At 64.6% G+C, this 25304-nt stretch carries 21 protein-coding genes; 11 read left to right on the forward strand and 10 right to left on the reverse strand.

The window, feature by feature from the left end; all coding sequences use genetic code 11:
* Positions 1-12: 12 nt before the first annotated feature.
* From AC5QPF_RS17035 to AC5QPF_RS17065, 7 genes are read right to left on the reverse strand one after another with little or no spacing between them, the layout of a single operon-like run.
* Positions 13-1803 (reverse strand): dipeptide ABC transporter ATP-binding protein, encoded by a 1791-nt coding sequence (locus AC5QPF_RS17035; protein WP_494959004.1) that lies wholly within the window; start codon positions 1801-1803, stop codon positions 13-15.
* Entirely contained in the window at positions 1800-2618 is an 819-nt protein-coding gene (locus AC5QPF_RS17040; RefSeq protein WP_494959005.1) for an ABC transporter permease subunit, read from the reverse strand. The genes AC5QPF_RS17035 and AC5QPF_RS17040 overlap by 4 nt, the downstream gene beginning before the upstream one ends.
* A gap of 13 nt (positions 2619-2631) precedes the next feature.
* Positions 2632-3690, reverse strand: coding sequence for an ABC transporter permease subunit (locus tag AC5QPF_RS17045; RefSeq protein ID WP_494959006.1), 1059 nt, complete (start codon positions 3688-3690; stop codon positions 2632-2634).
* Positions 3683-5251: an ABC transporter substrate-binding protein gene (locus AC5QPF_RS17050; protein WP_494959007.1), complete on the reverse strand. Its 1569-nt coding sequence runs from the start codon at positions 5249-5251 to the stop codon at positions 3683-3685. The genes AC5QPF_RS17045 and AC5QPF_RS17050 overlap by 8 nt, the downstream gene beginning before the upstream one ends.
* Before the next feature lie 10 nt (positions 5252-5261).
* Positions 5262-6437, reverse strand: a complete 1176-nt coding sequence (locus AC5QPF_RS17055; protein WP_494959008.1) for an LLM class flavin-dependent oxidoreductase — start codon at positions 6435-6437, stop codon at positions 5262-5264.
* A gap of 12 nt (positions 6438-6449) precedes the next feature.
* Positions 6450-7184: a class II aldolase/adducin family protein gene (locus AC5QPF_RS17060; RefSeq protein WP_494959009.1), complete on the reverse strand. Its 735-nt coding sequence runs from the start codon at positions 7182-7184 to the stop codon at positions 6450-6452.
* A gap of 1 nt (position 7185) precedes the next feature.
* Positions 7186-8250, reverse strand: a complete 1065-nt coding sequence (locus AC5QPF_RS17065) for an ABC transporter substrate-binding protein (protein WP_494959010.1) — start codon at positions 8248-8250, stop codon at positions 7186-7188.
* Between the two features lie 307 nt (positions 8251-8557).
* On the opposite strand from AC5QPF_RS17065, the gene AC5QPF_RS17070 reads away from it, so the two are divergent.
* The 5 genes from AC5QPF_RS17070 (at position 8558) to AC5QPF_RS17090 (ending at position 15894) form a co-directional block, all read left to right on the forward strand.
* Entirely contained in the window at positions 8558-9775 is a 1218-nt protein-coding gene (locus tag AC5QPF_RS17070) for an acyl-CoA dehydrogenase family protein (RefSeq protein ID WP_494959011.1), read from the forward strand.
* A 52-nt stretch (positions 9776-9827) separates the two neighbouring features.
* Complete coding sequence (locus AC5QPF_RS17075) at positions 9828-11594, forward strand: ABC transporter transmembrane domain-containing protein (RefSeq protein WP_494959012.1); 1767 nt, start codon at positions 9828-9830, stop codon at positions 11592-11594.
* Entirely contained in the window at positions 11587-13419 is a 1833-nt protein-coding gene (locus tag AC5QPF_RS17080; RefSeq protein ID WP_494959013.1) for an ABC transporter transmembrane domain-containing protein, read from the forward strand. The genes AC5QPF_RS17075 and AC5QPF_RS17080 overlap by 8 nt, the downstream gene beginning before the upstream one ends.
* Positions 13420-13626: 207 nt before the next feature.
* Positions 13627-14775: an LLM class flavin-dependent oxidoreductase gene (locus AC5QPF_RS17085; protein WP_494959014.1), complete on the forward strand. Its 1149-nt coding sequence runs from the start codon at positions 13627-13629 to the stop codon at positions 14773-14775.
* 60 nt (positions 14776-14835) lie between these two features.
* Positions 14836-15894, forward strand: a complete 1059-nt coding sequence (locus AC5QPF_RS17090) for an ABC transporter substrate-binding protein (protein ID WP_494959015.1) — start codon at positions 14836-14838, stop codon at positions 15892-15894.
* A gap of 148 nt (positions 15895-16042) precedes the next feature.
* Here the strand turns inward: AC5QPF_RS17090 and AC5QPF_RS17095 are convergent, their stop codons facing one another.
* Entirely contained in the window at positions 16043-19315 is a 3273-nt protein-coding gene (locus AC5QPF_RS17095) for a hypothetical protein (protein ID WP_494959016.1), read from the reverse strand.
* A 636-nt stretch (positions 19316-19951) separates the two neighbouring features.
* Here AC5QPF_RS17095 and AC5QPF_RS17100 point away from each other — a divergent pair.
* Entirely contained in the window at positions 19952-20329 is a 378-nt protein-coding gene (locus AC5QPF_RS17100; protein WP_494959017.1) for a c-type cytochrome, read from the forward strand.
* A gap of 126 nt (positions 20330-20455) precedes the next feature.
* Positions 20456-20794, forward strand: coding sequence for a DUF1232 domain-containing protein (locus AC5QPF_RS17105; protein WP_494959018.1), 339 nt, complete (start codon positions 20456-20458; stop codon positions 20792-20794).
* Between the two features lie 167 nt (positions 20795-20961).
* Here AC5QPF_RS17105 and AC5QPF_RS17110 read toward each other — a convergent pair whose 3' ends face one another.
* A complete protein-coding gene (locus AC5QPF_RS17110) occupies positions 20962-21066 on the reverse strand; it encodes an alpha/beta hydrolase fold domain-containing protein (protein WP_494964193.1) in 105 nt (34 codons plus the stop codon).
* A gap of 73 nt (positions 21067-21139) precedes the next feature.
* Here AC5QPF_RS17110 and fliP point away from each other — a divergent pair, with 73 nt between their 5' ends.
* The 4 genes from fliP (at position 21140) to AC5QPF_RS17130 (ending at position 24381) form a co-directional block, all read left to right on the forward strand.
* Positions 21140-21736, forward strand: coding sequence for a flagellar type III secretion system pore protein FliP (gene fliP, locus AC5QPF_RS17115; protein ID WP_494959019.1), 597 nt, complete (start codon positions 21140-21142; stop codon positions 21734-21736).
* A 7-nt stretch (positions 21737-21743) separates the two neighbouring features.
* On the forward strand, positions 21744-22466 hold the full coding sequence (locus AC5QPF_RS17120) for a sigma-70 family RNA polymerase sigma factor (RefSeq protein ID WP_494959020.1): 723 nt from the start codon (positions 21744-21746) through the stop codon (positions 22464-22466).
* A gap of 363 nt (positions 22467-22829) precedes the next feature.
* On the forward strand, positions 22830-23141 hold the full coding sequence (locus AC5QPF_RS17125; protein WP_494959021.1) for a hypothetical protein: 312 nt from the start codon (positions 22830-22832) through the stop codon (positions 23139-23141).
* Between the two features lie 256 nt (positions 23142-23397).
* On the forward strand, positions 23398-24381 hold the full coding sequence (locus tag AC5QPF_RS17130; RefSeq protein WP_494959022.1) for an IS5 family transposase: 984 nt from the start codon (positions 23398-23400) through the stop codon (positions 24379-24381).
* Between the two features lie 169 nt (positions 24382-24550).
* Here the strand turns inward: AC5QPF_RS17130 and AC5QPF_RS17135 are convergent, their stop codons facing one another.
* Positions 24551-24994 carry a hypothetical protein gene (locus tag AC5QPF_RS17135; RefSeq protein WP_494959023.1) on the reverse strand — a complete coding sequence of 148 codons (444 nt, stop codon included), beginning with the start codon at positions 24992-24994 and terminating at the stop codon, positions 24551-24553.
* Positions 24995-25304: the final 310 nt, after the last annotated feature.

Genomic DNA, 25304 nt, shown 5'->3' on the forward strand with positions numbered 1-25304 from the left:
AGGCCCTGAAGCTCACCGCTGGAACTTCGCCTGTGCCACCAACCCCTTCACATACTCCGTCTCCGGCCGATCCAGCACCTCGGCACTGCCGCCCTCCTCGACGATCCTGCCCTCCTTGACCACGAGCACCCGATCGGCAATCGCCCTGACCACCCCCAGGTCATGAGTGACGAACACCAGCGTCATGCCCTCCTCCTGCAACTCGCGCAACAAAGCCAGGATCGCCGCCTGCACCGATACATCCAGCGCCGAGGTCACCTCGTCACAGATCAGCACCTCGGGCTCGCACACCAGCGCCCGGGCGATTGCCACCCGCTGGCGCTCGCCGCCGGACAACTGGTGCGGGTACTTGCCCGCCGTCTCCACCGGCAACGCCACCCGCGTCAACGCCGCCTCGATCCGCGCCCGGCATTCAGCCCCCTTGAGGCCGAAAAAATGCTCCAGCGGCGCCTGCAGGCACTGGTACACCGATTGCCGCGGATTCAACGCGCGATAGGGATTCTGGAAGATGTACTGGATCCGGTGCCGGGTCGCCGCGTCACGCTTGCGCGCCACCAGGCTCAGCGGCTGGCCGTCGAAACGCAACTGGCCGATCCCGCCATCCCCCAGACCGGCCAGGGTCCGCGCCAGGCTGGTCTTGCCCGAGCCCGACTCGCCCACCACCGCCAGGCACTCGCCACGGTGCACCTGCAGCGACAGGTCGAAGAGCACCTGCCGGTCGTAGCTCAGGTTCAGCTCGCGCAGCTCCAGCAACGGCTCCCGCGCTTCCGACAACACCCGCACCGGCACCGCCTCTTCCGCAGGCAACACGGTCAGTTGCGGATGCCGGCAAGCCACCTCCTGCGTGCCGTCCAGTAGCTGCAATGGCGGCTCGATCACCGAGCACGCCGCACTGCGCCGCGAGCAACGCGGGGCGAAGGCGCAGCCGACAGGCCGCTGCCCCGGCGCGGGCGCATGCCCGGCAATTGCTCGCAGCACCCGCTGGCGCCCCACCTCCGGAATCGCCGCCAGCAAGCCCAGGGTGTAGGGATGTCCCGGCCGCTCGAACAACCGCTCGCGGCTCGCCACTTCTACGATGCGCCCGGCGTACATCACCATCACCCGGTCCACCAGGTCCTTGATCACCCCCAGGTCATGGGACACGTACACCGCCGCCACACCCTGCTCCTTGCACAGCCGGCGCACGGTTTGCAGGATGTGCGCGCGGGTGCCGACATCGAGGGCGGTGGTCGGCTCGTCGAGGACGATCAGCTTCGGCCGCAGGACAAAGGCCAGGGCCAGCATCACCCGTTGCTGCTGCCCGCCAGAGAGTTGATGGGCGAAACGCCGGAGAAACTCGTCATCCCCGGGCAGGCCGACTTCCACCAGGGTCTGCTGCAGGCGCAGTTCCCGCGCCTGGCGATCCAGCCCCGGTTCATGGGCCTGCAAGGTTTCCAGCAACAGCTTGCCGATGCGGATCGCCGGATTCAGCGCCAGCGCCGGGTCCTGGGCGACATAGCCGATCAGCCCGCCACGGGCACGGCGCAGGGCCTCGCCCTGCAGAGCCAGCAGATCGGTCCCGGCCACCCGCACCTGCCCGCCGCTGATCCGCGCACCGCGTCGCGCATGGGCGAGCAACGCCGTAGCCAGGGTGGTCTTGCCCGAGCCGGACTCGCCCACCAGGCCGAGGATCTCCCCCGGCGCCAGGCTGAAGTCGATGTGCTCGATGACATCGGCACCGTTGTCCAATTCGACCCGCAGCCGTTCCACCTGCAACGCCGCGATACCCGATTCCACGGGCGTGGAAAGAACGAATGCATTCATGTGCGCGCTCCCGCGCTGTACCGGGCGATGCCTTCGGCCAGCAGGTTGGTGCCATAGGCGAACACCGCGATCAGCAGCGCCGGGGCCAGCACGGCCCAGGGCTGGATCAGCAGGCCGGCCTGGTTTTCATTGATCATCAGGCCCCAGTCGGCGGCGGGCGGGGCCACGCCGTAGCCGAGAAAACTCAGGCCAGAGAGCATGCCGATACCCCAGGTGAGCATGTTGCCGAAGTGCACCAGCAGCGGCGTCAGCACATTGGGCAGGATCTCCCGCAGCAGGATTCGCGTGCGGGAAAAGCCCATCATCTGAGCCGCCTCGACGAACTCCTGGCTGGCCACCGATACCGCGCTACCACGGGCCAGGCGGATCACCCCAGGGGTGAAGGCGATGGCCACGGTGAGCACGATCAGCCATGGCTGGCGGCCGAGCATGGACACGATCAATAGCACCAGGATCAAGTCCGGAAAGGCCAGCCATACATCCGCCAGCCAGGTGATGGCCTGGTCCAGGCGCTGCCGCGACAGCCCCGCCAGCATGCCCAGCACGCTACCCACCAGCAGGGCCAGGCCGGCGGCGGCCACCGACATCCACAAGATCGACAGCCCGCCGGCCAGCAGCCGCGACAACACATCGTGGCCGAGGAAGTCATGCCCCAGCGGCGCACCGGCCTCAGGCGGGCCATACACGCCGCCGAGCATGTCGGTCGGCGCATGGGGCGCCAGCCACGGGCCGAGCAGCGCCAGCAGCACCACCGCCAGGGTCACCAGGGCACCCCGGCGAATCGAAGGCTCACGCCAGAATCGTGCATCGAACATGAATCACTCCTTGTCAGGGGGCCTTGGCCGCGGGACGCCGCCACCAGCTCTGGATGCCGCGACGGCTGCGCTGGATCAGTCCGGCGCGCCGCGCGGTACGCAATTTCGGGGTCAGCAGTACGGTCAGCAGGTCGGCCAGCAGGTTGATCGCCACCACGCCGAGGGTGATGACCAGCACCGCGCCCTGGATCAGTGGCAGGTCGCGCATCTGGATCGCGCTGTTGAGCAAGGTGCCGATGCCGGGATAGCTGAACACCACCTCTGCCAGCAGCGCGCCACCGATCAGCACCCGCAGGGTCAGGGCCACACCCTGGATCGCCGGCACCAGCGCGTTGGGCAAGGTGTGGCACCAGACCAGGCGGCGCTCCGACAGCCCGCGCAGGCGCGCGGCGCCGACATAGTCCGAATCCAGCGTCTCGATCATCGACGCCCGCACCAGCCGCGCCAGGTACGGCAGCGCCGACAGGCTCAGGGCCAGGACCGGCAGCGCCAGGTAGTCGAGCTGGCGCCACAGCGGGCGGTCCGGGTCGATCAGCGACACGGCCGGCAGCAGGTCGAAATGCGGCATGGAGAACAGCAGCACCAGGCCGATGGCGACCAGGTAACCCGGAGTGGCCTTGAGCACGATCAGGGTCGCCAGGCCCCAGCGGTCCAGACGCGAGTCACGGCGCAGGGCCAGGCCGACACCGATCACCAGGGCCAGCGGCACCACCAGCAGCAAGACCCCGAGCAGCAATGCCAGGGTATTGCCGAAGCGGATGAACAGCAGTTCCGCCACCGGCTGCGCGGAATCCAGCGAGATACCGAGGTCGCCACGGAGGATCTGCGCCAGCCAGCCGAGGTACTGGATCAGGATCGGCCGGTCCAGGCCAAGCTGCTGGCGCAGGGTGAGGATGCTCTCCAGCGGCGCCTCGGGACCGAGGATCACCCGTGCCGGATCCGAGGGCAGCGCCTGAGTGGCGATGAACACCACCAGGCTGATGACCCAGGCTGTGAGCAGGCCGTAGCCGAGGCGGCCGAGGAACCACGGCAGCCAGGCCGGCAAACGAGGCGTTGCGATACGTTCAGGCATGGTTCAACCACAGGCTGTCGAAGCGCCAGGAGGCGAAGGTGGTCTGTTCGCCGTGCAGGCCGCCGACCTTGTTCGAGGCGGCGTCGAGCACGTCGGTGAAGCCCCAGATCAGCAGGCCGCCGCGCTGGTGCTGGATGGTCTGGGCCTCGTGGACCAGCGCGCGACGCTTGTCCAGGTCGGGCTGGCCGAGGGCCTGGGTGAACAGTTGCGAGAAACGCTCGTCACGGAAGTTGCTGCGGTTGTAGATGGCCAGCGGCGCGTCGTTGTGCAGGCCGGTGGCGAGGAAACCGCGGGCCGGGGTCGAGCACGGCGACATCAGCCACTGCTCCTTCTGCGGGCCGTTGAATACCGAGCCATCCACCGGCGTCACCTTGATTTCCACACCGGCCTTCTTCGCCTGCTGGGCGAACACCAGCGCAGCGTTGACCTCGTTGGCGGTGGTGGTCAGTTCCAGGCGCAGGTCGGTGGCACCCGCCTGGCGCAGCAGCGAACGGGCCTGGTCCAGGTCGTAGGGGCGCTGTTCGATGGCGTGGTTGTAGGTCGGGTCCTGGGGCGAATAGAGGTCGTTGGCGATGCGGCCGAAACCGTTGAGTCCACGACCTACCAGCTCCTGCCGGTCGGCCAGCAGGCGGAAGGCCTGGCGCACCCGTTCGTCCTGGAACGGCGCCTTGGCGGTGTTGAGGTTGAAGCCGCTGAACGACGTGGTCGGCGAGGCTACCAGTTGCAGGCGCGGGTCAGCCTTGACCAGTGCGCTGTGCTCGGCCTGCACCGCGCTGGCCAGGTCGATCTGCCCGGCGCGCAGGGCCGCGAGGCGCGAGACCTGGTCCTTGAATTCGATGATTTCAAGCTCGTCGGCATAGGGCTGGTTGGGCTTGAAGTAGTTCTCGAAGCGGGTGAACAACGCCCGCTGCCCCGGCACGAAGCGCTTGAGGCGGTACGGCCCCGCGCCCACCGGATTGTTCGGATCGTAGTCGGTGGGCACGATACCGCCGAAGGCGATCAGGGTTTCATCCAGCGGGAAGAAGCTGCGGCCTTCCTTGAAGCGGATCTCGATGGTCCTGTCGTCGAGCTTGCGCAGGGCCTGGCGATCGATGGCGCCGACCAGCCCGGCATAGGGCGAGGCCAGCTTCGGATCGGTCAGGCGCAGGATCGAGAACAGCATGTCGTCCGAGGTGATGGTCTTGCCGTGGTGGAACTCCAGGCCTGGCCGGATGCGGATGGTCCAGGCGCTGGCGTCGGCGTTGGGCTCGGCGAACTCGGCCAGGCCCAGGCGCGTACTGACGTCGTCGTTCCATTCCCAGAATTTGCTGTACAGCGCCCAGCCGCGAATGATCCCGCCGCCGGACGGCTTGTGCGCGTCGAGGTTGCCGGCCTGGTCGCCATCGATGATGCCGACCCGCAGGCGCCCGCCGCGCACCGGGGTACCGGGAACGGCGCTGGACACCACGGCGGCGGGATCGCCGCCACCGCAGCCGCTGAGCAGGCTGGAACCGAGGATCAGGCCGCCACCGACGGCGAGGCTGTTGCCGAGAAACACCCGGCGGGAAAATTCGTTGGGCATGGGTCTTTCCTTAGGCCGGTTCGGCCGTCGTGCGGGCCTTGAGGCGCGGAACCTCGAAGCCGTGGTCCAGGTCGAGCAAGGGGAACAGCAGGTCGGCGACCCGGTGTGCTTCATCGATCAGCGGGAAGCCGGAGAGGATGAAGGCGCTGGTGCCCTGGGCCTCGTACTCGCGAATGCGCCCGGCCACCTGCTCGGCGCTGCCCACCAGGTAGGTGCCGGCGGCCGGCCCCAGCAGGTTGAAGCCGAACAGGCTCGGGCCGGTCCATACGTTCGGGTAGATTTCCAGGTCGCGGGCCTTGGGCAAGCGGCCTTCGCGGATCGCCTGGACATTGGCCTGGATGCGCGGGTCGTCGCTGTGGAAGCTGTCCAGGGTCTGCCCCGGCGGCAACTGCCGTTCGATGGCGGCGCGGGCGGTGGCCAGCGAGGTGTTGTCCAGCAGTTTCTGGGCGTGGGCCCAGGCTTCTTCCTCGGTTTCGCGGACGATGATCTGCAGGCGCGTGCCGTAGGTCAGCTCACGACCGATCTTCGCCGCCTCGGCGGCCACCTTGCGGAACTTGGCACCAAGCTTGGGGGGCGTGTCGGCGAAGCTCAGGTAGACATCGAGCAACTGCACCGAGTGGGCAACGCCCGGATCGGAAGTGCCAGCGCCCCACAGCGGCACCGACAGGCGCTTCGGCGGATGCCAGCCACCCAGCGGATGGCGTGCGGCAGCGGCCGGACGCGGCGCCAGCTTGACGAACCGGCCATCGTAGCCCTCGGTGCTGCCGGCGTAGATGGACTGGAACGCACGCCAGTATTCGAGGCTGAACTGGTAACGCTCGTCGTGCGGGTAATGCACGCCCAGGGTCGCCAGGCCGGCATCGCTGCCATTGACCACGTTGAACAGCAGGCGGCCGTTGGAGAACTCGTCGAAGGTCAGCGCCCACTTGGCCAGCACCGCCGGCGAGACCTCGCCCGGGTGCTGCGCCACCAGGAAGCGCAGGCGCTCGGTGGCGTCGATCAGGGACGCGGCCACGGTCAGGCTTTCGTTGGGGCTGGTGCCCAGCAGGGAGCCGTAGTAGCCGAGGCGATCGGCGCTCACGGCAAGCTGCTTGAGGTGGTTGAAGTCGGTCAGCCAGCGGCCCTGTTCTTCCCACGGATAGGGACCATCGGGACTGGTGAGGTACCAGAGAATCTTCACTGCCATGATCGGATGTCCTTATGCGCGAGGGCTGTCGTTGGCTGGCACCAGGCCGAGTTCGCGGGCCTGGTCGAGCAGCTTGCTCATGGTCCATTGCTGGGTCAGCACGCCCGGGCCATAAGGGCGCGAACCACCGAGGGATTCGGCCAGCAGTTGCAGTTGCGCGCCCTCCTCCAGCAGCAGGATGAACTCGGCCGTGTGGCGCAGGCCCTGGGTGCCCCACACGGTGGCGCCGCCGTTGGCTTCGAGGATGGCCGGGGTGAAGGGGTTTTCCGCCAGGCTGTCGAGGATGAAGTCCACCTCGTCCTGGCGGCGGTCGATGTACACCGGCAACTCGCGGGCCAGCTGGAAGCGCTGCACCGGCACGTAGTGGAACGGCAGGGTGCGCTGGGTCTGGGCCCAGGCGCCGAGGTACGGGCTGTGCACATGGGACACGGTGGTGATCTGCGGCTGCTGCTGGAACAGCCGGGTGTAGCGGTTGAGGCCGCCCTTGCCCTGGCCCAGCAGCAGGTTGCCGGCGAAGTCGGTGACGCTGGCCTTCAGCGGTTTGTGATGGTTCCACGGGCCCGGGTAGTTCACCGACACCAGCAGGTCGCGGCCCGGCACGCGCTCGATGAAGCCGACGGTGCCGTTGGCGGTGATGGTGTTGGTCTCGCGGTAGACGCGGAAGGCCTCGCCGGCTTCATGGGTGACGGCCTCGACGAAGTCCTTCAGTTCGGCGTCGATCAGGTTTTCGGTGGTCAGTACGGTCATCTCAGAGGTCCTTGTCCTGGGTGCGTTGGGCGAGCAGTTCGCGGGCGGCTTGCAGCGGGCGATGATCGACCCACTCGGCGAGGTCGAAATCGGCTTCGAGGAAGCCATGCAGGTTGAGGAAGGTCTTCTGGATATCGAGGAAGGCCAGGCGCTGCTCGGAGAGGTCCGGAGCCAGGGTGGTGTGGAAGTCGCCGCGGTAGGCTTCGTCCACGCCCTGGGCACCGGCACGGGTCTCGTCCTGGAGGATGCGCAGCACGCCTTCGCGGTTGTCACGGGCCCACTCGGCGGCACGCAAGGTCTGGGCGAGGAAGCGCACCACCAGGTCGAAATGCTCGTCGAGCAGGCTCTGGTGGACGGTGATCGGCCGTGGCGTGCCGTTGTTGATGCGGTAGCGCGGGTCTTCGATCTGGTCCAGGTCGATGCCCACTTCCAGGCCCAGGCGGCGCGCGGCGTCGGCGGCGGAAGCGCCCTTGACGTAGACCGCGTCGACTTCTCCACGGACCAGATAGTCGAGGCCCGACCACAGGCGTTGCAGGCCTTCGTTGGGGTTCGGCGCCTGTTCCTGGTCGTGCAGCGGCACTTGCACCAGGGTCACGTCGTCGAAGCCCAGGCCTGCCAGGCTCAACGCGCCCTTGTAGCCGTGCAGGCTCATGGCCCGGGCGATGCTGCCGGGACGGTTCGGCCCCCAGGCCGGCAGGGCCAGGCGCTTGCCCTTGAGGTCGGCGGCGCTACGGATGCCGGAGCCGGGACGCACGAGGATGGTCTGCCATTCCTCGATCCAGGTCAGGCCGATCAGGCGGCTTGGCGAACCGGCAGCGCGGGCGGCCAGGGCCGGGACGTTGCCGCCCTCGCGAAACAGTCCGGGCAACTGGTGATCGTAGTGGTGATGGCCGAGCTGCCGGGCTTCCTGCAGGGTCAGCACCGGCAGGCCATCGGCGGCGAACTCTTCGCCAAGCCAGCCAAGGGTGTAGGCGATGCCGGACGCGGTGGGAACCGGGCAGCGGGTGAACCAGAGTTGCTCCAGGGGCGCCGCGCTGGGCAGCGGCAAGGTAGCAGCGAGTGACATGGGTGGACTCCATCAGGGGATCGAAGGGGCCAGGTGGCCTTTGCCAGGGCTATTGCAGCGCCCGTGCCAAGTCGTCAAACCACTGATTTCATTGAGTTTTATACCTATCACCGGATGCAGACTGCTGATCTGCCAGCACCCGCCCAGCGTCATTGCTGCTGCCTGAGCAACAACCGGCCGCGGACTGCTGCTGGAGCAGCAACCAGCCTCTTGAAAATCGCTGAAAGCCACGTATCTCAAGGCCTCCAGGCCACTGGCACAGAACCTGCTCCGAGCCGCGCACCTGTTCATTCAAGGAAGCGTTATCGTGACTACCCTGCCCCGCCGCCTGGAAAGCGAAGCCCAGGCCATTACCGTCGCCCATGAAGTGGCCGGCGAGATCGCCGCCCTCGCCGCCGATCCGCAAAACAACCGCACCCTGCCCCGGCGCCAGGCCGAACTGCTGTCCAGCAGCGGCCTGACCGCCATCGGCGTGCCCCGCGCCGATGGCGGCCTCGGCGCCTCGGTGGAAACCATCGTCGAGACGGTACGGATCATTTCCCGTGCCGATGGCGGCGTCGGCCAGTTGCTGCAGATCCACAACGTGATGCTGCGCGGCGTGCTCAACGGTTATCCGGACGAGGTGCGCCAGCGTCTGGTCGGCGACCTGCTGGCCGGCAAGCGCCTGGGCAATGCCCTGGCGGAAGTGGGCGGCAAGAACAAGTTCGCCCTCAAGACCCGGGTCGAGCGCCGCGAGGACGGCGTGCTGGTGCTCAACGGCAGCAAGTTCTACTCCACCGGCTCCTACCTGGCCGAGTGGATTTCCCTGACCGCCGCCAGCGACGACGGCGGCGCCGGCGTGCTGCTGCACCGTGACACCCCGGGCCTGACCCTGGTGGACGACTGGGACGCCTTCGGCCAGCACAACTCGGTGAGCGGCACCGTGCGCTTCGACAATATCGAACTGGACGAGCGCTACGTCCTGCGCCGCCAGGGCCCGATGAAGCGCACCGGGCTGACCTTCCCGCAGATCCTCCATGCCGCCATCGACACCGGCATCGCCGCCGGCGCCCTGCAGGCCGGTATCGACTACCTCAACCAGCATGCGCGGCCGTGGGTGGAGAGCGAGGTGGAACGGGCCAGCGACGAGCCGCATATCATCCGCCAGATCGGCGAATACGCCGTGGCCCTGCGCGCCGCCGAGTCACTGCTGCGCGATGCCGCGCGGACCTTCGACGCCCACGAGCGCGACCCGGAGAACAAGACGCTGCAGGACGAACTGATCCTCGCGGTGGCCACCGCCCGCGCCCACTCCGACGGCGCCTCGCTGAAGATTTCCAGTGACATCTTCTCCCTGCTCGGCGCCAGCGCGTCCCTGAGCAAGTGGAACCTCGATCGTTTCTGGCGCAACGCCCGGGTCCACACCACTCACGACCCGATCCGCTGGCGCCTGCACCATGTCGGCAACTACTACCTCAACGGCGTCGATCCGGGCGAGTACACCGCGATCCTCACCGCCAAACAGAAGGCCGGTGCCAGCCGCTGAATCCATCGCGCGGGTCCACCCGCGCGTTTCTACGTCCCGTTTCGAGTCCTTCATGAACCATCGACATCCGCTGCTGCGCAGCCTGGCGATCTACCGCGAAATGCCCTGGCGTTTCGCCCTGGTCGCCGGGCTGTTCGTGCTTATCAACCTGGGGCTGGTCTGGCAGCAATGGCTGATCGGCCATGCCCTCAACGACGTTACTGCCGGGGTCGCGGTGCGCCGCCTCGACGACGGCGCGCTGGACGGCCAGGTGGCCTGGCACTGGTTCTGGGCCATCCTCGCCGTTGCGCTTGGCCGCGCTGTGCTGCAGTACTTCGCCGGCCTGGGCTCGCTGATCCTCGGCCAGGAGCTGCTGACCCGGCTGCGCGAGCGCATCCTCGAACAGGTGCTACGCCTGCACCTGGGCTACCACTGGCAGCACGGCATGGGCGAGATCGTCACTCGCACCACCCGCGATGCCGACAAGGTCCGCGATGCCCTGGTGAGCTTCTGGCGCCAGTTGGTGGAAACCCCGCTGGTGGTGCTGGCCACCGTCGGCCTGCTTGGCTGGTATCACCCGCTGCTGGCCCTCGGTCCGCTGTTGCTGACCTTGCTGGGCCTGTACATCTTCGTGCTGCAGACCGAACGCCTGGTGGAGCTGGACCGGGCGGTGGGCGCCGCCTATGACCGGGTCAACCAGGACCTGGCCGAAGGTATCGGCGCGGTGCGGGTGATCAAGTCGTTCGGCTTGCAACAGCAACGCATCGACGGCTTCGCCGCGCAGGTCGGCGAGTTTACCGGGCTCGCGCGCCAGGCCCTGAAATGGGCCAGTTCGCGCATCCCGCTGCCGCAGGCGGTGGTGGCCCTGGGGCATGTGTGGATCCTGGTGATCGGCGCGCAACTGGTGGCTGCCGGGCGCATCGGCATCGGTGAGCTGGTGACCTCGCTGCTGATCGCCACCACCTTGGTGTTTCGTATCGAGGGCATTGGCCGGGTGATGCAGACCTTCGCCGATGCCCGCGCCTCGGCCGGAAGGATCTGGCAACTGCTGGATGCGCCGTCGCAGATCGAGAGCGGCCCGCGGCACCTGCCGGCGGGTTCGTTGGGCCTGAAGCTGGATGAAGTCAGCGTCACCGCGCCCGGCAGCGAGCGCGACATCCTGCGCCAATGCTCGCTGAGCCTGGCACCCGGTGAGGTCGTCGCCCTGGTCGGCGCCACCGGCACCGGCAAGAGCCTGCTGGCCAGCCTGCTGCCGCGCCTGACCGACGCCGACAGCGGCCAGGTGCTGGTGGGCAATGCCCGGGGCGGCTGGCAGGACGTGCGCGGCGTCGACCTCGCCGAACTGCGCCGCCGCGTGCACGTGCTGCCCCAGGAGAGCTTCCTGTTCGCCGACACCCTGGCCGCCAACCTGCGCCTCGCCGCGCCCCAGGCCAGCGACGCCGAACTGCTCGACGCCCTGCACCGGGCCAGTGCCGACGACATCCTCGAACGCCTGCCCCACGGCCTCGACAGCCCGCTGGGGGATCGCGGCGTCACCCTCTCCGGCGGCCAGCGCCAACGCCTGTGCCTGGCCCGCGCCCTGCTCGCCGCGCCCGACCTGCTGTGCCTGGACGACGCCACCAGCGCCCTCGACGCCATCAGCGAGCGCCACGTGCTGGACAACCTGCGTCGCCCCGGTGGCCCGACCCTGCTGCTGATCGCCAGCAAGGCCTCCACCGTCGAGCGCGCCGACCGCGTGCTGCTGCTGGACCAGGGTCGCATCGTCGACAGCGGCCCCCATGAGCAACTGCGCCGGCGCAACCCGGCCTACCGTGACCTGCTGGGGATCGAGCATGAGTAAGAACGCCGGCAACACTGCCATGAGCGATATCGAGATCGAGGAGCGGCTGGCAAAGAAGGCCCTGGACCGCAGCATGCTGCGCCGCCTGCTGCCGCTGTTGAAGCCGGTGCGCCGCCAGGTCGCCTGGGTCATCGGCCTGGAGCTGGTGCTGGTGTTCACCGTGTTCCTGCGTCCGTGGTTCGTCCGCGAGCTACTGGACCGCGGCCTGCTCCACGACGGCAACGCCTGGCTGCTCGACCTGCCGCTGGTGCTGTGGCTCGGTGCCGGGCTGGCCGCCAGCTGGCTCGGGCGCTTCCTGCTGGCCGGGGTGTCGCAATACCTCGCCGGCAGTGCGGCCATCGAGGTGCTGAACCAGTTGCGGGTGCGGGTGTTCGCCCATGTCCAGGCGCTGAGCATCGGCTACTTCGACCGTACCCGCGCCGGGCGCATCCTGTCCCGCGCCGACCGCGACGTCGACGCCCTCGAACCGCTGCTGATCCAGGGCCCTCCGGAACTGCTCGGCGCCCTGCTGCGCTGCAGCCTGGCGGCGCTGATGCTGTGGCTGATCGAACCGCTGTTCTTCGCCGCGCTGATCGGCAGCGTGCCGTTGCTGTTCCTCGCCACCTGGGCATTCAAGCGCGTGGCCCAGCGCAACTGGGCCAAGGTCGCGGAGCAGCGCAGCCGCTTCACCGCGCACCTTGTCGAGAGCGTCAGCGGTGTGCGCCTGTTGCAGCAGAGCGGGCGCCAGGACGACAACCAGCGGCGCTACCGGCAACTGCTCGACGAGTTCAACGACGCGCTGATCACCGGCAGCCTGCGCTCCGGCTGGTTCGCGCCGTTCACCGCCCTGCTCGCCGCCGCGGGCATGGCGGTGCTGGTACTGGTGGGCGGCTACTCGCTGGCCCAGGGCACGGTCACCGTCGGGCAGATCGGCGAGAGCCTGTTCTACGTGATGCTGTTCCTCGGGCCGCTGCAGGAACTGACCGACCTGTTCGAGCGCTACGCCACCGGCTCGGCCTCGGCGCAGCGGATCTTCCTGCTGCTGGACACCGCACCGGAAATCCTCGACCCACCCCGCCCGCTGCCGCTGCCCCGGGTGCAGGGCGAGGTGCATTTCGACCGGGTGCGCTTCGCCTACCAGCGCGATGCCGAGCGGCCAGTGATCGACGGCCTCGACCTGCGCATCCGCGCCGGCGAGGTGCTGGCCATCGTCGGGCCGTCCGGACATGGCAAGAGCACGCTGGTGCAGTTGCTGACCCGCTTCTACGAGGTGAACGACGGCGCCGTGAAGCTGGATGGCGTGGATATCCGCCAGCTCAGCCAGCAGCAGTTGCGCCGGCATGTGGGCGTGGTGCTGCAGGACAACGTGCTGTTCGCCGGCAGCATCCTCGACAACCTGCGCCTCGCCGCGCCGGGGGCGGACGATGCCAGCCTGATCGCTGCGGCGCGGGAGCTGGGGGCGGATGAGGTGCTGGAGCGTTTGCCGCACCAGTACGCGACCCAGGTGGGGACGCTGGGCAGTCACCTCAGTCATGGACAGCGGCAACTGGTGTGCCTGGTGAGGGCGTATCTGGCCAATCCGGCGGTACTGGTGCTGGACGAGGCGACGTCGGCGGTGGACGTGCATACCGAGCGGCGCATCCAGCGGGCGCTAAGGCGGCTGTGCGAGGGGCGGACGGCGATCATCATCGCCCATCGGCTGGCGACGATCCGGGATGCGGATCGGATCGTGGTGATTCGCCAGGGGCGGGTGCAGGAGCAAGGGAGTCATGCGCAGTTGCTGGCGGCGGATGGCGCCTACTCGGCGCTGTACCGCAGCTATGAAGCGCTGGCCGTGCATGACTGAACGGCAACAGTGGTTGCTTGCGGGGTGCTGCCCAGGCAGCAGCCTGGGGTGATTTCACTGGCCTCATCGCGGGCAACGCCCGCTCCCACAGAGACCGGTGGCCACCGCGAACCTTGTGGGAGCGGGCGTTGCCCGCGATGAGGCCCTCACTGACACACCGTGGCATGCCGGTTGCAAAACTGCTTTCACACTCACAGAGGACCACCCATGAGCACCGAATTCTTCTGGCGCCTGCCCCTGGGCACCGACGGCCCGCAGCTCACCACCGACAAGCACAACCGCGGCAGCTTCGCCGCGCGCCACGGCCATATCGCTCCGGGCCTGCTGGCCGATGGCAGCCCGGACGGCTTCACCTACATCGACTACATCGCCCAGGTGGCCAAGGCCGCCGAGCTGGCCGGCTTCGAAGGCGCCCTGCTGCCCACCGGCCCCGAGCCGTGGATAGTCGCAGCGGCCCTGGCCCGGGAAACCAGGCGCCTGCGTTTCCTTATCGCCTTCCAGGCCACCTGGACCCTGCCCGCCTACGCCGCGCAACAGGCCGCGATCCTCCAGCACCTGAGCCATGGCCGCCTGGACTGGAACATCATCACCGGCGGCAACCCCGCCAGCCAGCGTGCCCAGGGCGACTTCCTCGACCACGACCAGCGCTACCAGCGCACCGGCGAGTTCCTCGACATCATCGATGGCCTGTGGAACAACGAGCGCTTCAGCTACGAAGGCGACATCTACCGCCTGGAGAACGGCGCCCTGCCACCAGGCCTGGGCAACGAACGCAAGCCGGGCGTGTACTTTTCCGGCTTCTCCGACCCCGCCCTGGACGTCGCCGCCCGCCACGCCGATGTCTACCTGAACTGGGCCGAGCCGGTGGACAAGCTCAAGCCGCATATCGACCGGGTCCGCGAACTGGCCGACAAGCAAGGCCGCAGCGTGCGTTTCGGCCTGCGCGTCGACCTCTTCGCCCGCGAGACCGAGGAAGCCGCCTGGGCCGACCTGCGCCGCCAGTTCGAGCGCCTGGAGGGCAAGCCCAGCGCGGTTTCCAGCGCCTTCACCCGCGCCAGCGACTCGGTCGGCGCAGCGCGGCAGACCGCCTACCACCAGAACATCCAGGGCTTCGACGACCTGATCCTCGGCCCCAACCTCTGGGCCGGTTTCGCCAAGGCCAAGCCCGGCCCCACCGTAGGCCTGGTGGGCAGCCACCAGAACATCGCCGAGCGCCTGGCCGAGTACCGCGACGCCGGTTTCTCCACCTTCATCCTCGCCGGCAACCCGCACCTGGAAGAAGCCCTGCGCATCGGCCAGGAAGTCCTGCCGCTGCTGCGCGAGCGCCCTGCCCCGGCGCTGAAGGCCAGCGCCTGACATGGACCGTTCCTCCCACTGGCCGGACAACCGGCCATCCTTCAAGGACCCGATCACCCCATGAGCACACCCCTCGACACCCTCTGGTACACCCACAGCCCGGTGCCCACCGGCCTCGGCATCGCCGTGCAGAGCGGGCGCCTGGCCGAAGCCTTCGCGCCGCTGGGCACCTCGATCCAGTCGCTGCGCGAATCCAGCGAACGGGAAGTCCGCGAGGCTCACTACGACCACCACCTGCCCAATTCGGTCCGTCATGGCGGCAATATCCCGGCGATCTGGGCCTATTCAGCCGGGGTGCAGACCCGTGTGCTGGGCTTGAGCTGGGCAGATGAAGTGCAGTTGATCCTGACCACCGCCGAAAGCGGCGTGAAAACCGTCCGCGATTTGAAGAACCGCCGTTTCGGCCTGCCGAAATGGGCCAACGTGCAAATCGACTTCACCCGAGCCCAGGCTCTGCGCGGGCTGGAAAATGCGCTGCGGCTGGAAGGCCTGGCCGTGTCCGATGTCGAGCTGGTGGACTACCCCTACGGTGGCACCCACAGCGACGAGCAGATCACCCAGGTGCATGGCTCCGGGGTGTACCTCGGCGGCACGCGCATCAGTCGGCGCAACAACGAGTTGATTGGTCTGTTGCGTGGCGATATCGACGCCATCTTCCTCAAGGGCGCCACGGCGCTGCAACTGGCCTATGAGCTGGGGCTGCACGTGGTGATCGACACCGGCTCGCACCCGGATCCGTTGGTACGCGCCAACAACGGCACGCCGCGGACCCTGACCGTGGACACCCACCTGCTGGAACATCACTTCGGCGCCTGCAAGCGCATCGTCGATGTGTTGCTGCGGACGGAGCAATGGGCCTGGGCCAATCCGGACGAGACCCGGCGGTATCTGGCGCGGGAGTTGAATACCAGTGAGTACTGGGTGGCGGCGGCCTATGGCGAGGATGCCCATCGGCGACTGCGGACAACGCTGGACAGCCGGTCGATCGGGGCGTTGCAGGATTTCACTGATTTTCTGTATCGCTGGCAGTTCATACCGCGGCATTTCGATGTGCGGGAATGGATTGATTTCAGGGTGCTGGAGGGGGTGATCGGGTCGACTTCGCGGGTAGCGACCTGAGGCAGGATTTGCTGCTGGTAGTACCGGCCTCATCGCGGGCAACGTCCGCTCCCACAGGGTTCAATGTCGGCACCGACCTTGTGAGAGCGGGCGTTGCTCGCGATGAGGTCCCGTAACCCTGTTCAAGGGCTACGGGCTGTAACGGCCGTTATGCCTCGTTCCTCTTCAGCGGCTCGGCCTTGGGTTGCAGCGAGCCGGCAAAGCCGAGGGTGATCGACTGCACCTGGCTCCAGTCGATCCAGTCGTTGAGATCCGAGTTGAAGTCCAGTACCCAGTACGCGAAGGGACTGACGCCGTTGTAGTCGGCGCCGCTGGCAAAGGATCCCGTGAACTGGGCCGCTCCGGTGCTGACGTTGTACTGGTATTCGGTCGTCACCGGTGCATGGCTGAAGCTCATCCAGGTGTCGGCAGTCACGTTGTAGCGGCTGTCCGGACCGAGCTGGCCGATACCGATATTGACCGTCGAACCGGCATTGGCGGCGGTCAGCCCATCCAGGTTCACGCTGACGGAGGTGAGGGTCGTCGATCCACCGCCATTGAACAGCAGCTCATTGGCACTGCTCGGCACGCTGAATACAAGCCGTTTCGACACCGCCAGCTGGCTGCTCGCCGCCGAGCCGGCAGCAAGGGGTATCGAATAGGTCACGTCGGTGAACGTGGTGAACGAACTGGCCTGCTTGTTGATCACACTCCCCAGCAGCGTGCGAAGCGCGGTCTGTTTCGCGCTCAGGGTGGCAATGTCGATCGCGTCGATCTGCAGCGCCGAGGGCGCAACCGTCTGGTATTGCAGGGCCTGGTTCATTTCCCACATCACGTCGACGATGCCGTTGGCGGCATAGTTGTAGCTGTTGGCCAGGAACTGCACATATTCCGGCTCGACCGGCACGACCGACGCGGCAGTCATCGCCTGCACGTATTCGAGGTAGTTTTCGAGCTCGGCCTTCTCGGCATTCAGTTTAAGGATGGTCGTGACCTGGATGGTCAGCGTGGTGCGAGCGATGTTGCGATGCTGGCCGAGAACGACCAGCACCTGCATGTCGGCCAGCAGTTGGGCGGTGAAGCTGTAGCCACTGAAGGTCTGGTTTACCAGGGTGTCGAAGGCGTCGCCGTCAATCGCGATGGCACCTGCCGAAGCATTGTCGCCGAGGTCGTTCTCCAGGGCTGCCCAGGCCGCCTGCAAGGAAGCGACGTTCGCCTCCGCCGTCTGCAGGTTGGCAATGGCATCCTTGTTGGCGTCGAAGATGTCCTGCAAGCCTTTGCCGATGCTGGTCGCAGCCCCGACGATGTCTTCCTCGGCCTTGGCGACACCGGAAACCACGGAATAGATGCCCTTGAGGACCTCGAAGAGGTCGGAGAGCGAGCATCCCGAACCGATGCTTTCCAGATAGGCCTGAGCGTCTGCGTCGATCTCGTTGGTGATCTTGCTGACCTGGGCATCGATCTGGCTGCTCATCTGCTCGATCGACGCGCTGAGCGTGGTGACACTGCCTTGCAGGCTGGCGACCTGGCTGTCGATCGCGCTCACCTGCGCGTTGACGGTAGCGCTGGAGTTGTTGACTGCGTTGATCTGTGCCTGGTTGTCCTTCTGAGCCGTCAGCGCGTTTGCGTACTGGGTCGACAGGATATCGCCGTACTGCAACAGGTCGTTGATCTCGTCGTCCCAGGCGGTGGCACTCATGGCAGGCGTCCAGGTCAGCGGTGTTCCGTAGTAGCTCAAGCCGGCGACCAGCCGGGACAAGGCTGTCGTTGCCGCGTCGTTGATACCCTGGAGAGTGGCCAGGGCTTGCGGCGAACGGTTGCCGGGATTTCCCGTCAGGTACGGCGCGGTCACGGCGTCGAGCCACTGATAGAGCGGAATCACCGCGTTGTAATTGGCCAGGGTCTGCACGTCATCGCCCGGTACGTCGGCCGAAATGAAGGCCAGTTTCGCGCCCTGCTCCTCCAGCAGCAGCTGGCCGACCGAGAGTTGCCCGGCAAACGCGCTGTAATCCAAGGGAGGGGGCGTCTCCTGGTACGAATAGGCGCTGCCATTGAGCGTGATCGCTCCGGCCTTTCCGTTCTGGCCTGGCGTCCCGGCCGAGCCAGGCACCCCGTTGCCGTTGCTGCCATCGCCACCGTTGCCCGGCAAGGCCGTCAGTTCACCGAAGCCGGCAGCGGCGATGGCCAGCAGGAAGCTCGTCGGCAGGCTGCCCGCGTAGACATTGATCACGCCACCATCACCGCCATTGCCACTGCTGCCGCCGTCGCCACCGTTCTCCCCCGGTGCGCCCAGACCACCGTCCTGGCCGCGCCCACCTACTCCACCGTTGGCCATGGTCAGCAAGGTTCCGCCGACTGCGCGTGCGGCAGAGTAGGCAGCGGAAAACGCATTGCCCAGGACTGGCAGGAGGTTCTGGAATGCCGGGGCGATGATGTTCGTCAGCCTGGTGCCTATCGGGCCCGTGAAAAACGGGCCAAGGGAAAACGGCCTGCCACCGTAGAGCCTTTCACAGCGCAGGACCAGATTGACGTCCTGAATGCTCGGGCCGGTCAGGCTGCTCAGACTGAGGGTAATGCCGTCACTGCCAAGGGTGAACTTGAGCGAGATGCCAAGCACGAAGGTGCAAGCGATGGTTGCGTCCACCGCGTTGCCGTCCAGCGTGACGACCATGTCTTGTGAAGCCAGTTGGACCGGACCGAACTCCAGGTCGATGGTAATGCTATTGTCGGAGGGGTCGATCGAGCGGGTGATGCTGCTGCAATTCTGCACCCCGGACAGGGTGTTCCCAGTGAATTCGATCCCCAGCGCGAAATAGAGGTCGTAGGTTTTGCCCCAGAAGGTGAAGGAGAAGTCATAGGTGGGGAAGACATAACTCAAGTCTTCGATCGGAATATTTTCGAACTTCGCGAGGAGCGTGCTTTCTGCCCAGATGCCCGCGAACAACGACTCCACGAGCTGCCCGGTATTGGACAGGCGGGCAAGATCGGACTGGGAAGCGGGTGCTGGGGTCAATGCACTGAATTGCTGCGCGGCCAGCGTCAGCGTGCCAGCATTGCAACCGTTCCCGCCATTGGCGCCATTCTGCGACGGGTTGGGCGCGCCATCGAAGATGGTGTAGTTGTTGATCATGGGGTTGGCGACCCAGGTGTCGGCAGCCGATACGTTGATGATGACACCGGGGTTGACGATGATCTCGCGGGCGAAGATGGAGATGTCCTGGCCGATATTGACCAGGTCGCTGTGCACGGTGACCGTATCGGCAAAGATCGTGATCGCAACGGCACCGGCAGGGGCATCGCCATTTGCCGCAGACGTGTACGGCCAGTTGACATTGCCGCTGGTTCCGGACGGATCGAGATGAACATCGAAGCCGACAACGACGATGTTGTTGGCAGTAGCTTGCACGCTGATGGGCAGATCGACGTTGATGGTCGCGCTCATGAAAAGCCTCCGTGGCTTGTAAAGAAGAGGACTGCGTTGGCGCTCAGCAAGAACCGTTCCCCAACGGCAACCGAGCGAGCCACACTCTCATCTTTCAGTGACAGGAAAATTGATCGGCAGCAACTAACGAAGGCGCTTCATCGAGTCTTCATTCATCAGGGAAAACGCTAGAATCCCCACCTTTTCGCCGCCCGCTATACCCCAATTCCACCTCCAGTCGCCACACCTGCCCGGCACCAGAACGAACCCGCCCCACCAGCGGAAACACTGCGGCAGACCGGTGCAGGATCGCCTTGCCTTCGGCATTCTTCCCCCCACCCGCACGTCATACGCTGGCTGGCGCGTGCACAGCAACGACAGCAGCTCGGCCCCCTCATCCTGAGCACGCAGTTTGGCCTCGATATCCTCGGTCACGAAGCGGCGGAAGTCCCGGCCCTGCCCCGCCATTCGAGCATGTGGGCCTGGTCGAAGCCGGAGAGTTCGACAGGTGTTCTTTTGTCGTGGTCAGCAGCTCGCGTTGCATGGACAACCCTTGTATTGCGCGAAAAACTGCGATTATCGATCAGGCATCCCTTGAAGCAGAAGCCCTGTTCCGCTACAACGCGCACCCGACGTATCGAACAAGGACGTAAAACAATGAAAACAGCACTCGTCGCCGTGCTTGGCATCCTCTCACTGGCCCAGGCAACTCCCGCCCCGGCAGACAACCTCAACGGCAAGAACATCTACCAGCAACGCTGCGCCATGTGCCACGGGCCGGATATCAAGGGCACAGGACCGCTGGCCAACAAGAGCAAGCCGCCGACTCCCGACCTGACTACCACCGCGTTCAAGAAGCGGCTGCAAGACTACCCGGGCGTCATCGTGTCGTCGGTGATCCTTCGCCCCAACGGCAACCTGATCCCGAAAACGCTGCGTGAGAACGGGGTGAAAGTGCCGCCGTTCGAGTGGAAGGTTCAGGACTTTCGCGATTTGAATGACTACATGGTCGGGGTGATCGGGAAAAACCGGTGACATGGCCAACACCTGCTGGAGGACTTCAGTCCCAGCCGGAATACCTTGAACTGATGGGTAGCCACGAGCCATCATTCATCCAACGCTCGAATGAATAGCCCACAACAAGACAAAAGGAAGTGACCCATGTCCGACGGCGCCTATGAGAAAGACTATTCCGACGATTCTTTCTGGGAAAAGGTCAAGAAATACGCCAAGTCCGCCGGCGAAGCCGCGCTGGAGCCGGCCCTGAAGATGTATTACGCCGCCACCGACAACGATACCCCTACCTGGGCCAAGACCACGATATACAGCGCCTTGGGTTACTTCATCTCGCCCATCGACGTGATTCCGGACATCACCCCGTTGGTGGGCTACAGCGACGATATCGGCGTGCTTTGCGCTGCGCTGGCGGCGACGGCCAGCCATATCAAGAACGAACATGTGGTCAAGGCGAAGGAAACGCTGAAGCAGTGGTTCTCCTGAGTTGATGCGAGGTGAGCGGGACGAGATCAGGAGCAGCTTGCCATCGTCCTCGCTGCCAAAAGGTCCCACAGCCGCTCGACGCTTTCTACACCGAACGCCCGTAATCCCGAGTACACCAAGCCTGCGACCACCTGAACCTGTGCCTCGATACCCGCACCGCGTAACGCCTACCCATAAGCCACTCCGTGATCGCGCAGCGGGTCGATTTCAGCAACGGCGATAAAGGCAGGCGCCAGTCCGCTGAAGTCCTGCGAAAAAGGGGACAGATTTATTTTTTACTTGGGACAGCAGAGAGAAATAAATCTGTCCCCGTTTCCACTGGGCTCGCCGGTCAGCGTGTTCTCTATGCTCACGCTGCTGTCGCTGCTGCCCTTCGGCATGATCGCCCTGACCACCTTCACCCGGAACATCGTGGTGCTGTCCCTGGTGCGCCATGCCCTGGGCCTGCAAACCACCCCGCCGAACATCGTGCTGATCGTCCTGGCCCTGTTCCTCACCCTGTTCGTCATGGCGCCGACGCTGGAGAGCACCTACCAGGCCGGGGTCAAGCCGTTCCTCGAACAGCAGGCGACCCTCGAACAGGCGGCGCAGCGAGGCTGGGTGCCGGTGCGTGACTTCATGGTCCGGCAGACCCACGAATCCGACCTGCGCCTGATCCACGAACTGGCCAAGGCGCCGCTGCCGGCCACGGTGGACGACCTCACCCCGGTGCACCTGGTGCCAGCGTTCATGCTCAGCGAACTGAAGATCGCCTTCCAGATCGGCTTCATGATCTTCCTGCCGTTCCTGATCATCGACCTGATCGTCTCGTCGATCCTCATGTCCCTGGGCATGATCATGGTGCCGCCGATCACCCTCTCGCTGCCGCTGAAGATCATGTTGTTCCTGCTGATCGATGGCTGGGGGCTGATCACCCAGACCCTCGTGCGCAGCGTGGCCTGAGCCGGACATGGAAGACCTGCTGCTGCACGGTGCAGCTGTCAGCGACGAAGAACGCCAGCTCTGGCAACAGTGGCTGGCCCTGCGCGACGCCGACACCCGCACGCGCCTGTTCTTCCACCACAGTGCCTGGTCGCGCACCGTGGCCGGCTACTACTACAACCGCTACCCGCACCCCCTGGCGGAATGGCACGACTACCTCAGCCTGACCTCCCAGGGCCTGTTGCAAGCCATCGACGGCTTCGACCCGCTGCGCCAGGTGCGCTTTCGCACCTATGCCGAACCGTTTCTCAAGGGTGCGGTGCTGCAGGGACTTTCCGCCTACATCAAGGATCAGCGCCCGATTGCCCGCGAGCGCCTGGAAGGTATTGGCAGTGAACAGCAGTTCCGGGCCACCGACAGCGACTTCGAACTGGTGGTCAACAGCGCCGTCGACCTCGCCTTCGGCTACTTCCTCGAACTGGGCGTGATCGATGAAACCCCGCCGGACAACAACCCACTCAATGCATATGTGCAACAGGACAAGGACCACAGCCTGGACCTGCTGGTACAGCGCCTGCCGGAGCGGGAGCGGCAGATCATCGTCGGGCATTACTACCAGCAGATGAGCTTCACGGAACTGGCGGGGCTGCTCGGGGTGGGCAAGGCGCGGGTGTCGCAACTGCATGGGCAGGCGTTGCGGCGGATTCGCGGGCTGTATGAGGAAGTGGGGGGAATGGAGTGGGAGTGGTGAGGTTTCTGGTGAGGGTGGGATAGAAAGCGCACGGCTGGTGCTGTATTGGCCTACAAAACTGCTACTACTTCCGACTTTCATGTAGGCAATTTCCCAAGCATACTTTTCCGCCCTTTCGATCGTTGCGCTCCTGAAAATGGTTGCCTAGCCTTCTCCAGTCGTTGTCCAGCAACGACCGGCTTTGACAGGCCTGAAGACCGTTGTTCGAGGAGACGCCAGTCGTTATGGCGGCTGTGCGTGTGGGCGTCTTCGGGCGCGCCAGGTCGTTCTCCTCATGGTCCCTGGTCTGTCAACCCACGCACAGTTGCCACCCTCCTGGTTTGACAGCCGGTTCGTGGCAGCACCTGTTGACCAGAGGAGCACATGATGAAGAAGCTTGTCCCGGATCCACCCCCACCCGTTCAACGCCGCACAACCACGCTGACCCATTTCGGCTCGTGCAATGGCGCGCATTCGCCGCTGTTCGCTGTACATGCGGATGCCGATGTCGAAGATGCGCTGATGCACCTGCATGCGGCGATCACTTCAGCGTTCGAGAGTAATGCCCAGCTTTGCGAGACGCTCTCGCGGCCACTGGCGGATAACGCCTGGGCGACCTGGCAATCGTTGGAGATTTGTCAGGCGCTGGTGGAGGCGTTACGAGGAGGGCCGCGCTGTCCACAGGGTTTAGGGTAAGAAGATGAAGGGTCAAAGGCCGCTTTGGCGGCCTTTGTCTTTTTTGGGGTGACCGATTGGATCGGTTTTTTCTTTTTTGCGACCTTTCAAAGGGTTAATGAGCAAGTAAGTGCCATTCAAGTCTGTCACCTTCACCGCTTTTCCCATTCAAGTACGCCACCTCTCCCTAAGGATTCTCCGATCAAGTCAGCACAGGCCATCTGACCTGTGCTGAAATAGCCTTCCGTCCAACTGCCCTCTACAAGCCCTCCATCCCATGAGTCAGATGAGCTTTTCCGATTTCGAGTACGCCGGTAAGCGCAAGCAAACCCGTCGCGAGCGTTTCCTGGCCGAGATGGAGCAGGTGGTTCCGTGGAGTGGGTTAGTGGCGTTGATCGAGCCTCACTACCCAAAGGCTGGCGGTGGCCGCAAGCCGTATCCACTGGAAACCATGCTGCGCATTCACCTGCTGCAGAACTGGTTCTCGCTGAGCGACCCAGCCATGGAAGAGGCGCTGTACGAGATTACTTCGATGCGCCAGTTTGCTCGTCTGACACTCAGCGCTCCGATCCCCGAAGACACGACGATCATGAATTTCCGGCACCTGCTGGAGAAGCATCAGTTGGCGGCGGGAATTTTGGAAACCATCAACAATTACCTGCGAGACAAGGGCCTGTCGTTGCGCCAGGGTACCATCGTCGACGCCACCATCATCCACGCACCCAGTTCGACCAAGAACAAGGAAAGCAAACGCGATCCTGAAATGCATCAGACGAAGAACGGTAATCAGTATTTCTTCGGCATGAAGGCGCATATCGGTGCCGATGCTGAGTCGGGTCTGGTGCACCACGTCCACGGCACAGCGGCAAATGTGGCTGATGTCACGGAGGTCGCTCACCTGTTGCATGGCGAAGAAAATGTTATCTGTGCCGACGCGGGTTATCCCGGCGTGGAGAAGCGGTCGGAGCATGAAGGAAAGCCGGTGATCTGGCAGATTGCGGCTCGTCGTAGCAGCTACAAGCACCTGAGCAAACGCAGCGTGCTCTACAAAGCCAGACGCAAGATCGAGAAGGTCAAAGCGCAGGCACGAGCGAAGGTCGAACATCCATTCCGTGTGATCAAGCGCCAATTCGGCTATGTGAAAAACCGCTTCCGTGGCTTGGCCAAGAACACGGCGCAACTGACCACGCTGTTTGCTCTGTCGAATCTGTGGATGGTGCGCCGGCAATTATTGCCTGCTGCGGGAGAGGTGCGCCCTTGAAGGCAGAAAACCAAGGCTGTGCCTTGGTTATCCAATAATCAGCGGCTGAAAATCGGGCTTTTCGGCATGCCCAAGTCGTCCATTTCCGGCAGATGGGCAACTTGTTGGGAGAATCCCTATGGGCGTCCCCTTTTCCGCTGCTTTTCTCTGAATCTGTCTCATGTTCCGCTTAAACACATGAAACCACACGATTATCTAAATAATACAACCCATCGAGGACCCCTGATATCTCTGCCAGACCAAGCAGTGGCTCTGAGGTAAACTTTAAAGGCAATGCCTCGCTCACAGACTTTGCCTTTCCTGAATACCCGTTCCATGACGGCTTACGTATCCCCGACCAAAAAGAAACGGCTGAGCCATCTTCAAGTAAAACTACCGGCTTCAGAAACTTCACTTCGGGAAAGCCACTCCAGTACAAATAACCAATGTACTGCTCCCCATTCACACCCTCAAACTTAGTTCTAACAATCAGCTGAAAATCAGCGCAACCATCAGCGTCATCAAGAGGGCGCACTGTTGCTTCGTCCTTCACGGATTCATCCATCGGAAAATACCACACCCCCCAACAATAAATATCATTCACCGTCAAATCGTAAATTTGTTTATCCAGCATATCCGCAGACCTATTTAATTAAATATTCGACTTAATCAAACAATTCAGGACGCCCCATTTCATGATAAGCATCTCTCAGACCACTGCTTATTTCTTCGCGAGTATACATCACCTTCTTACCATCGTACATAGGTGGAAGATAACTATCTATAATCTTATGCATCGAATTAGGATTAACTCTCCCAGTATGCGAAAACTGAGTTATCAACGTTGCCGGATGATTAAGCATCTGAGACCTAGGCTCTGTATGAAATCCTTTGAAATTCCGCCAACGCCCCAGCCCGCATGAGTTTCCGTAGAGTTCTGGCCT

It is taken from the genome of Pseudomonas sp. Con_6 (genome assembly GCF_059379395.1).